The organism is Thermoanaerobaculia bacterium (assembly GCA_018057705.1).
Taxonomy (GTDB): domain Bacteria; phylum Acidobacteriota; class Thermoanaerobaculia; order Multivoradales; family JAGPDF01; genus JAGPDF01.
Map to the genome: position 1 here is coordinate 1 of JAGPDF010000110.1, position 9,776 is coordinate 9,776.

Genomic DNA, 9,776 nt, shown 5'->3' on the forward strand with positions numbered 1-9,776 from the left:
GACCGGGTAGAAGATCGGTTGTTCGGGAAGGCGAGGGGGAAAACCGCGCCAGCCAGACGCCTCGATCAGAGCCAGTTCCTTTGGTCCAACGGGACGATAGAGAACAATGAGACTCATGACGTCTAACTACGATTCGTCGACTTATGAGTCGTGGACATTTGGTGTGACATTGACGGAATAACAGTGTGGCACATCTGCTTGGCGGGGCAAGCATGGGGCTTTGGTTGCTTCAGTTGGGGGGATTTGGCGGGGTTTGGGTGGGGTGGGAAAGGCGGCGGAATCTGCCGAATAAGCCGCGCTGGGATGGGGATGGAGATGGAGGAGGGGTTGGGGGGTGGGAGGGGTGTGGTGGGGACTCGAACGGGCACGCGAGGGGTGCGGGCGGGCTCAGAATGCCAGGTAGGTCGAGCCGCGCTGGAGTCCGTCGGGGTGGGGTTCGGTGTTGCGGAAGGTGACCGGGATCGTCAGGCCGCTGCGGCCGAGGACTCCGAAGTGGAGGTGGGGCGAGATTCCGGCTCTGCCGGTCTGACCGGAGTGGGCGATGGGGTCGCCCTGGCGGACGGCGCGACCGGGGTCGACGAGAACGCCGTTCCTCGTCAGATGGAAGTAGACGGCGGCGGTGCCGTCGTCGTGTTGGACGAGCACGTAGTTCGCCTGCGAGACGACGCCGTTGCCGTCTTCGAAACCCTCTTCGAGCTCGGCGACGACGCCGCCGCGCGCCGCGATCACGGTCGTGCCGATCGGCATCGAGAAATCGTAAGCGTAGCCGTCTCGCGTGCCGGCGGCGTGCGTTCCCGGTGAGCAGTTGCCCTGGACCATCGTGTACGCCTCGCCCGAAGCGTACGGCAGGACGTAGGGCGAACTCGCCTGGCTCGGCCAGGGGCCGCAGCTGTCGTCGTCGAGAGAAGAGGTCGGCGAGCTGCCGTCGCAGGCGAGCGCGGTCGCCATGAGGGGCCAAGCGAGTCTCCGCGCGAAACGGCGGTGCATCGGTGCCTCAGCCCTTGGGCAGACTCTCGGGCAGGTAGTCGCCGAGGAAGTTGCGCTCCATGCCGTAGCCCCAGCCGGCGCCGTGGTCGCTCGTGATCGCCTGCCTGGACTTGTCGCTGATCCGGTGCGGACCGTGGGCGAGAAGGGCGAGGATCGCACCCGGGCGCAGGTGCTCGCTCGCCCAGGAGAGCGGCGAGTCGCCGTGGGCGTCGCGCGCTTCGCGGTCGGCGCCGTGGTCGAGGAGATACTGCACGGTCGCCTCGTCGCCGTAGGCCGCGGCGCGGTGGAGCGGTGTTTCGCCCTTCGTGCGCACGTCGCGCATGAAGGCGCCGGTCTCCTGGCCGGGGAGGGTGCGGGCGTTGACCTCGGCGCCGTGCTCGACCAGCAGCCGCACGACATAGAGGTAATACGGCCGGCCGGCCTTGGCGAGCGCGCCGTGGAGCGCCGTCTCGCCGGTCTCCGGCACCGTCGAGCGCACGTTCGCCCCGTGGGCGAGCAGGAAATCGCAGACCTTCCAATGGCCGAAGAAGGCGGCGTGGCGGAGCTCGGAGTCGAGATCGAGGCTCGTGACATCGCCGCCGGCCGCGAGCACCGCCCGGAGCGCCGTGACGTCGTTGTAGTAGACGCACCACTGCAGGGCCTTGACCTCGCCTTCGTGCAGCAGGTCACGCCACCCGGGCAGCTGGAGCAGGTCGCAGATGAGATCGGTCCGGCCACGTCGGATGCGGTCGAGAAGCTCGGGCGGGGTCATGGTGTCTTGCCTCCTCTGGGGGCGGAGTCCCTCCCGGCGGCGAGCTCCGCCGCGAGAGCGTCGACGAGGTTGCTCCAGCCGAAGCCTTCGATGTGCTTCGACTCGAGCTCGCCCGCGAGTCCCGGAAGGACCTCGGCAAGGAACGGATGCTCGCGCATCAGGGCGCCAATCGCCGCCGCGGCGGCGAGACGCAGCTCGGCCCCCTCCGCGCCGCAGTGGTGGTCGTCGGCGTCGTTGGCGGTGCCGAAGAGCCACAGCTGCCGGTCGAGGCGCTCCAACACAGCGTGGCGCCGCGCGGCGTCGTCGGAGGGACCGGAGTGATTTGCGGGATCTGCGGCATCGGTGCCATCGGTGGCATCGGGGTCATCGGCGGCCTCGGTGGGCAGCGTCATCCGCGCATCCTGCCTGGCATGCGGGAATTGTAGCCGGGCTCGCCGGCATCTCCCACCCGCCTTCGTCGCGGGGTGTCGCAGCTATCTGTGATGGCAGGGCGTCACGACGCCAGCCCGTGCGCCGACGCCTAGTCCGTATGTCGAGCCGGCGTGCTCACGCCCTGTGGATGCGTCGCCAGTGCCATCCAACAGGAGCAGGCAGGTCGGTCGCCGCAGCAGAATGTGGGTGACAGATGCAGACTAGCCTTGCGGCGGGGGTTGGCGGAGAATGGAGCATCCGCCAACTCTTCCCGAGGGATCCCTGATGTCCTGCCGCTCTGCAGTCGTCGCTCTCGCCCTGGTCGTCTCCGCCCTCGCTGCCGGCGCCGCCTCGGCCGACATCTCCGGTTTCGTCACGGTGGAGGGGAGCGGGACTCCCGGAACGCCGATCGCCGGCGCCTACGTGCACATCCAGGCCGACCTCGTGACGCCGGGGACCTTCACCGCGGCGGACGGGAGCTTCACCCTGGCGGCTTCTCCGGTCGGGCAGGTCTTCGTCGCGGCGTCGATTCCGTACCTCAAGTCGGCGCCGGAGAACTTCCTCATCGGCGGCGTCCCGGCGGCCGACGGCGACACCGGCGTCGACATCCGCATGGCGGTGCTGCCGGCGGCCGACGATCCGGCCTACGTGCCGGTCGACGTCTCGGAGTGCGGCGCCTGCCACTTCGAGCGCTATTCCCAGTGGTCGACCTCGCACCACGCCTATACCGCCCAGAACAAGTGGGTGCTCGATCTGTTCTCCGGCACCGGTACGCCGGGGGGCGCCGCCGGCTACGTCTTCAAGAACACCCACGACCCGGGCGAGACCGGTTTCTGCGCCACCTGCCACGCGCCGATGCAGGACATCCAGGATCCCCGCCCCGAAGGCGTGCCCCTCGACGAGGCGACGGCCTTGAACGGCTCGCAGGGGGTCATCTGTGTCGCCTGCCACCAGATGGACGCGATCGACGCGACCCACATCAACGCCCTCAATCACCGCGGCAAGGCGAGCTTCCGCTTCCCGCAGGCCGGCCAGGGAGAGAACACCTGGCAGTTCGTCTGGGGGCCGATGGACGACGTCACCTTCTCGCTGATGCGGCCGTCGTTCTCGCCGCTCCACCGGAGCTCCCAGATCTGTGCCGCCTGCCACCAGTACCACAACCCGGAGACCGACGCGCCCGGCCAGAACACCTACCTCGAGTGGCAGGCGTCGCCCTACGGCACGCCCGGACCGGGCTTCCGCACCTGCCAGGACTGCCACATGGGGACGCTCGCAGGGGTCGGACAGAACTGCGAGTTCGGCGGTCCCGACCGGGAGAGCGCCGAGCGCCACGCCCACACCTTCATCGGCTCGACCCCCGAGACGCTGTCGGCGAACATCGCCCTCAGCACCACGGTCGAGGAGACCGCCGGCGGCACCGTGCGCGTCGCGAACGCGGTCGACAACTTCGGCGCCGGCCACGACTTCCCCACCGGCATCTCGCTGCGGAACGCCATCCTCTGGGTCACCGCCTCGATCGGCGGCGAAGAGCTCACCCAGGTCTCCGGCCCGACCGTCCCGTTCTGGGGCTCGGACGACGTGCCGGGCGACCAGCCGGGCGACCTCGCCGGCCAGCCGGGGAAAGGTTTCGCGAAGGTTCTCGAGGGGCGCATCAACGGCGCTGGACCGGTCGTGCGCCCGGTGCTGTTCATCGACGCGGAGAGTGTCCACGAGCTGACGACCATTCCCTCCGGCGCGATCGACACCACCGAGATCGAGTTCGCGATTCCGCCGGGTACCCCCGCCGGGACTCCGGTGGACGTGACCGCGGTGCTCCTCTACCGCCGCGCCTGGCGCGCCGTCGCGGTCACCAAGGGCTGGACCGAGACCACCCACGGCGACCCGATCGAGATCGAAGTGGCGCGGAACGAGGAGACCCTGACGTTGACCGGCCAGGGGATCGTCGAGATCCCGGCGCTCTCCGCGGGCGGCCTCGCCGTCGCCGCCCTGGCGCTCGGAGCCGTCGCCCTCCTCGCCCTGCGCCGCCGTCGCCGCGCAGTCTGAAGCCGGCGACTCAGGGCAGGACCGACGACCAGAGGCCGGTCGTGCCGCTCTCGAAGCCGTCCGCGAAGACGAGCGGATCCACCGCGAGCGTCGGCAGCAGGCACCATTCGACCAGCGTGCCCGTTGCGCCAGCGGCCGCGTCCTCTGCCGTGAGCGTCCAGGTGCCGGCGAGCGCCGCGCCGTCGAACGCCGCCAGCAGCGAGCTGCTCGCCGGGTCGCCGCCGATCCGGTTGCCCGAGATCGCCGGGAGATTCGCGCACTGCGCCTCGATCGTGCCGTCCGGTCCCTCGTCGTTGGCGAGGACGGCGACGTCGTCGCCCGAGCAGCCGAAACCGCTCACCGTGCGGCCTGGCCGGTCGAAGAGCACGACCGGCGCGCCGCCGTGGGCGAGCGTGAACGTCAGATCGCCGACCCAGGTGTGGGTGGCGATCAGCCGGACGTCGAGATCGGCGAGGGTTGCCGGCCCCGAAGGGACGACGATCGTCGAGGTCACGGCCGGCGCGGGACCGTCCGGAATGGCGAGCGCCGGCGTAGCGCAGAATTCGAGCGCCGTACGGAAGGTGCGCGCGACGGTGAAGCTCCCGCCGCAGCCGTTCCTTGCCCGCACCCGCCAGGAGTAGAGCGTGTCCCCGGCGAGGCCGGTGGCGATCGTCGCGCTGCCGGCGACGGTCGCGGCGAGCTCGGGGCTCGAGAAATCGGCGTCGTCGTCGACCTCGACGTCGTAGGTCGCGACTCCGGGGACCGCCGTCCAGGCGAGCGGCGCGGAGGTCGCAACCCCCGTCGCGCCGTCGGCCGGAAGGGCGAGCACCGTCGGCGCGGCGGGCGCCGCGTCGACCGTGAGGGCAAAACTGTCGGAGCGCTGATCGACGCCGTCGTCGCCGGTGATCGTGACGTCGTAGATCCCGGGTGCGACAGCGCCGAGGTTCCCGACGGTGAGCGTGACCGCCGCGGGCACCGTGGCCACCGGGTCTTCGCTCCACAGGAGCGACGCGCCGGGCGGGTGGCCGCTCGCCGCGAGATCCACCGGCGGGCTGCCATAGCCCGGGCCGACGGTGAAGTCCTGATGATGCTCGCCGGCAGCGGCGCAGACCCGCGCGTCGGCGCCGGCGTCGCCGAAGGAGCAGCTCGCGGGCACGTCGAAGGCCTCCGTCCCGTCGAGGATGCTGTTCGCGGAGCCCTGCGCCGCGCTCACCCCGAGCCCGCGCCGGGCGAAAGCCTCCCAGAGCCGGCACTGGTTGGCGCCGCCAGTGAGCACGGTATCGGCGGCGAGAATGGCGTTCCTGCCGTCGACGAAGCCGGGGCTGCAGGGCTGGAGCTTCAGGCCGTCCAGCACCAGCTGCAGCGCCAGATTGTTGCCGCCGGTCGTCCAGTCGCCGGAGAGGTCGGGGTTGAAGCCGTGCTGGGCGATGAGCGCCCAGTAGACCTCCCAGAGCGCCGTCGCCCAGACGAAGCCGACGCCGTGCGGAATCGCCACCGTCGGCAGGTCGCCGTAGGTGTAGGCATTCGTCGCGAAGTCGGTGGTGTAGGGCGCCAGCCGGATGCCGGGGCCGGCGAGGCCACCGCCGAAGAAGTAGGCGCCGATGATGCGCGGTGTCGTCGCCGTGTCGCCGGCCTCGTGAGTGAGGAAGAGACCGAAGTAGTCGCTCCAGCCTTCGCCCATCTGCTCGGCGTTCGCGAGGCACGAAGAGTTGCCGGGGCCGCCGGCGAGGCGGGTGGCGATTCCGTGGCCGATCTCGTGCGCCACGACCAGGTTGTCGAAGACGCCATCGACGTCGGGGTTGGGAATCGTCCCGAGCATGAGCTGCAGGCGCGGGTTCCCGCCGTCGGGCGGGGTGGCGAAGTTGCCGCCGTTGGTGCCGCTGCCGTCCTGGGCTTCGGCCTGCACGGAGTCGGAGCCGAGGCCGCCGTTGCCGTAGTTGTTCTCCTGGAAGTTCCCCCCGGCCTCGTCGAAACCGAAGCCGTGGAAGAGGTCGTGCACGATGTTGTTCCAGTAGAAGAGCTCGGTCACCGAGGCCGGGCGGTAGGCGGCGGGCGGCAGGGAGAGGTCGAGCGGGAAATGGAAGAGGAGCGCCGCCGTGCCGTCCGGAGAGCTCGCGGGATCCGGGATGTTGTTGGCGTCGGTGTCGGTATAGGCGTGAACGTTGTTGCCCTGGGTGGTGGTGAACTCGGGCCCGGAGAGGCCGTCCGTGTCGTGCCAGCCGAACGGCGAGGCGGCGGCGATCGCCGGATCGATCGCCGCCGTGCGGCCGTCGGCGGGCGCCGGCGGCACCGAGTGGAGCGGCGACTCGACCGGCACCTCATAGACCTGGTAGCTGGGGCTGCCGGCCCCCGCCGGGTCTCCCGGCGCGGCGGGAGTGGCCTCGAGCCCGGCGGCGAAGAAGGCGAGCGTGAGCGGCGCGGAGAGCCTCCAGCCTCGCGAGCGGTTCGGGTTCGCTCCTTCAGGGTTGCGAGTTCGCCGGTTCATGAGGGAAAGCATCAGAAGACGGTCACCGACCACTCGCCGGTCGACTGGCTCTCGAAGCCGTCGCGGAAAAGGACGTAGAAGGTATAGAGCGCCAGCGCATCGATGCGGCCGGCGCCGAACGTGTTGTTGGGGAAGACGTTCGTGTCGACGCCGCCGCAGACTTGCGACACCGCCGTCGGATGAAAGGCGGTGGTGCGAAGGAGCGCTTCGATCCGGTCGACGTTGCCGGCGAGCGCCGGGTCGATCGAGAGGAGCAGAGCCACGAGCCCGGCGACGTGCGGCCCGGCCATGCTGGTGCCGCTGAACGAGGCGTAGCTCCCGCCCGGCGTCGAAGAGCGGACATTGCTGCCCGGGGCGGAGATATCGGGCTTCATCCGGTTGCTGCCGTCGACCGTCACCGGGCCGCGGCTCGAAGAGCTCGAGGCGGCGTCGGTGCTGGTGGTCGAGCCGACGGTGAACGAGGCGTCGTAAATCGCCGCCGGCGTCGAGACCGAAGAACAGGAGGAGCCGCTGTTGCCTGCCGAGGTCACAGGCACGATTCCGGCGGCGCGCACGTTCTCGACCACGAGCCTCATCGCGTTCGTGGCGTTGGTGTCGCAGCCCTCACTCAGCGGGCAGCCCCAGGAGTTGTTGATGACGTCCGGAGCCGCCGCCGGATCGGGGTTCTGGTTGGCGAGGTCGGTGGGCGCGAGGAACCACTGCCAGCACTCGGTGTAGGTCGCAGGCGTGCCGTCTCCCGAGTTCATGTTGCGGCAGCCGATCCATCGGGCGTCGGGCGCCATCCCGATCTGGTTCGCAGCTCCGTCGTCGCCCACCATCGTGCCCATGGTGTGGGTACCGTGCGAGTTGTCGTCGCACGGTACCGGCGAATTGGCGCCACAGCTGCTGCCGGCGACGTGGATGGCGTCGTGCCAGTTGAAGTTGTGGTCGGCGTTGGCGCCGTCCCAGCCCCGGTACTTCCCCTGGAGTGCGGCGTGGGTCCAGTCGTAGCCGGTGTCCTGCCCGGCGATGACCGCCCCCTGCCCGGTGTAGCCCAGCGCCCAGAGCTGCGGCGCGTTGACCTGGGTGAGGTTCCACTCCACGGCGCCGGGTACGTGCACCAGGCGTGAAGCGCCCGCCGTGGTGGTGGATCCGGCGTCGCTTCCGGGCCGGGGGCGCTCGGCGGCGACCGACGGATTCGCCGCGATGCCGGCGACGTCCGGGCGCGAAGCGATGGCGGCGAGGGCACCGGCGTCGCCTCGCGCCCAGATGAGGTTCGCGATCCAGAACGGCCGGTGGACGACGCCGGCGCGCGCCAGCTCCTCGACGATGGGCCCCTGGGTGCGCGCGGCCGTCGCGCGCAGTCTCTCGAAGACATACCGGCCCTTGGCGACCTTGGTGGGCAGCGCGGCGGAACCGGCGAGATCGGCCTGCTCGGCGAGCACGATCAGGAACTCGCTCTCGCCTGCGGGGGAGCGCTTCAGCTGGTCGAGCACCCAGGGATCGACCTTGTCGGCCCAGACCTCGGCGATGGCCGGGGAGGCGACAATGGCCGAGGCGGCGAAAAGCAACGCAGTGGCGAAGGAGCGGTCGAAGATGCGCATCGAAGGTCTCACCCGGAATGGAAGCGCGAAGCGTAGCACGCAAGAAAAACGGCCGGCCCCGTGAAGGGCCGGCCGCAGGGTACTACCCGAAAGTCCGGAACGGTTACGGAACCGTGATGCTCCAGAGCGAGCTGTCGCCGATCTCGAAGTCGCCGATGAAGACCGTCGGGTCGGCGTAGGTCGGCAGCAGGCACCACTCGGTCAGGGTACCGGTATCGCCGGCGGCGAGGTCCGAGGCCACCAGCGTCCAGGTACCGGAGAGAGAGACACCGTCGAACGCCTGCAGCAGGGTGGCGTTCGCCGGATCACCGCCGACGCGGTCACCGCTGATGCCGGGTGCGCTGGCGTTGCAAGTCGTCTCGAGGTTGCCCGAGGCGCCTTCGTCGTTGATGGTGACGTCGACGTTGTCCGTGGAGCAGCCGAAGGTCGACGCCGGCACACCGGGCCGGTCGTAGAAAGCGACCGGCGCTCCGCCGTGCGACATCGTCAGCTTCACGTCGCCCGGCCAGGTGTGGGTCGCCTTCACCGAGATGTTCATGTCGGCGATGATCGCGCCGCCCGGCGGGATGATGATGCTGCTGCTGATGCCCGCCGGAAGGTTGTCCGGAATCGCCGCCCCCGGCGCCACGCAGTACTCGGCCGCCGTCGTGAAGGAGCGCGTCGCGGTGAAGGTGCCGCCGCAGCCGTTGGTCGCCTTCACCCGCCAGTAGTAGACGGTCTCGGCGAGCAGGCCGGGAACGATGACCGAGGTCCCGGCGGCCGTGGTCGAGAATTCCGGGCTGCTGAAATCGCTGTCGTCGTCGACTTCGACGTCGAAGCTGGTGATCCCTGCGACCGCCGTCCAGGAGAGCGGCGCGATAGTCGAAACTCCGGGCGCGTTGTCGGCCGGGGAGACGAGCGTCGTCGCGGCGGCCGGAGTCGTATCCACCGTGAGATCGAAGTTTTCGTTGTGAATGTCGACGCCGTCGTCACCGGTGACCGTGATGGTGTACGTCCCGGCGGTGACTGCGCCGAGGCTGCCCACCGTGAGGTTGGTGGAGTTCGGAACGGTCGGCACCGGGTCGAGGCTGAAGAGTACGGTCGAACCGGCGGGATTGCCGGTCGCCGACATGTCGACCGGCGCACTGGTGTAGGCCGGGCCGACGGTGATGGGCTGAACGTGCGAACCGGCGGTCGAGCAGACCCGCACGTCGGGACCGACGGTGCCGAAGGTGCAGGAGGTCGGTACGTCGAAGTTCGCGGTCCCGTCCGCCGCGCTGCCGGAGGAACCCTGCGAGGCGCCGAAGCCGAGACCGCGCTTGGCGAAGGCTTCCCAGATCAGGCACTGGTTGGCTCCGCCGGTGAGTGCGACGTCCGCCTGCAGGATCGCATCGCGGCCGTCGACGAAGCCCGGGCTGCAGGGCTGGATCTTCATGCCATCGATCACCAGCTGCATCGCGAGGTTGTTGCCGCCGGTGCCGGTGTACAGGTCGGAGTCGAAGCCGTGCTCGGTCACGAGCGCCCAGTACATCTCCCAGAGCATCGTGTTCCAGACGAA

Annotated in this window: 6 protein-coding genes and 1 pseudogene; 1 reads left to right on the plus strand and 6 read right to left on the minus strand. The window is 69.9% G+C overall.

The annotated features are described in order from the left end of the window. Positions 1 to 387: 387 nt before the first annotated feature. From KBI44_20085 to KBI44_20095, 3 genes are read right to left on the minus strand one after another with little or no spacing between them, the layout of a single operon-like run. Positions 388 to 987 carry a M23 family metallopeptidase gene (locus tag KBI44_20085; protein ID MBP9146782.1) on the minus strand — a complete coding sequence of 200 codons (600 nt, stop codon included), beginning with the start codon at positions 985 to 987 and terminating at the stop codon, positions 388 to 390. Between the two features lie 7 nt (positions 988 to 994). Beyond that, the gene (locus tag KBI44_20090; GenBank protein MBP9146783.1) at positions 995 to 1,738 is read right to left on the minus strand and encodes an ankyrin repeat domain-containing protein; all 744 of its coding nucleotides are present in this window, start codon (positions 1,736 to 1,738) and stop codon (positions 995 to 997) included. Beyond that, the gene (locus tag KBI44_20095; GenBank protein ID MBP9146784.1) at positions 1,735 to 2,130 is read right to left on the minus strand and encodes a hypothetical protein; all 396 of its coding nucleotides are present in this window, start codon (positions 2,128 to 2,130) and stop codon (positions 1,735 to 1,737) included. The genes KBI44_20090 and KBI44_20095 overlap by 4 nt, the downstream gene beginning before the upstream one ends. A 304-nt stretch (positions 2,131 to 2,434) precedes the next feature. On the opposite strand from KBI44_20095, the gene KBI44_20100 reads away from it, so the two are divergent. Beyond that, on the plus strand, positions 2,435 to 4,192 hold the full coding sequence (locus KBI44_20100; GenBank protein ID MBP9146785.1) for a hypothetical protein: 1,758 nt from the start codon (positions 2,435 to 2,437) through the stop codon (positions 4,190 to 4,192). A 1,129-nt stretch (positions 4,193 to 5,321) separates the two neighbouring features. Here the strand turns inward: KBI44_20100 and KBI44_20105 are convergent. The 3 genes and pseudogenes from KBI44_20105 to KBI44_20115 all read right to left on the minus strand — a co-directional run. Beyond that, a pseudogene (locus KBI44_20105) lies at positions 5,322 to 6,668 on the minus strand (M36 family metallopeptidase). Beyond that, the gene (locus tag KBI44_20110) at positions 6,668 to 8,239 is read right to left on the minus strand and encodes a S8 family serine peptidase (GenBank protein MBP9146786.1); all 1,572 of its coding nucleotides are present in this window, start codon (positions 8,237 to 8,239) and stop codon (positions 6,668 to 6,670) included. The pseudogene KBI44_20105 and the gene KBI44_20110 overlap by 1 nt, the downstream one beginning before the upstream one ends. A 103-nt stretch (positions 8,240 to 8,342) precedes the next feature. After that, positions 8,343 to 9,776, minus strand: a 1,434-nt coding sequence (locus KBI44_20115; GenBank protein MBP9146787.1) for a M36 family metallopeptidase, incomplete at its 5' end; no start/stop codon positions are given.

What these genes read in the sequence shown, in the direction of transcription:
- KBI44_20090 (MBP9146783.1), bottom strand. Translation starts at nt 1,738, where the DNA reads ATGACCCCGCCCGAGCTTCTCGACCGCATCCGACGTGGCCGGACCGAT.
- KBI44_20110 (MBP9146786.1), bottom strand. Translation starts at nt 8,239, where the DNA reads ATGCGCATCTTCGACCGCTCCTTCGCCACTGCGTTGCTTTTCGCCGCC.
- KBI44_20085 (MBP9146782.1), bottom strand. Translation starts at nt 987, where the DNA reads ATGCACCGCCGTTTCGCGCGGAGACTCGCTTGGCCCCTCATGGCGACC.
- KBI44_20095 (MBP9146784.1), bottom strand. Translation starts at nt 2,130, where the DNA reads ATGACGCTGCCCACCGAGGCCGCCGATGACCCCGATGCCACCGATGGC.
- KBI44_20100 (MBP9146785.1), top strand. Translation starts at nt 2,435, where the DNA reads ATGTCCTGCCGCTCTGCAGTCGTCGCTCTCGCCCTGGTCGTCTCCGCC.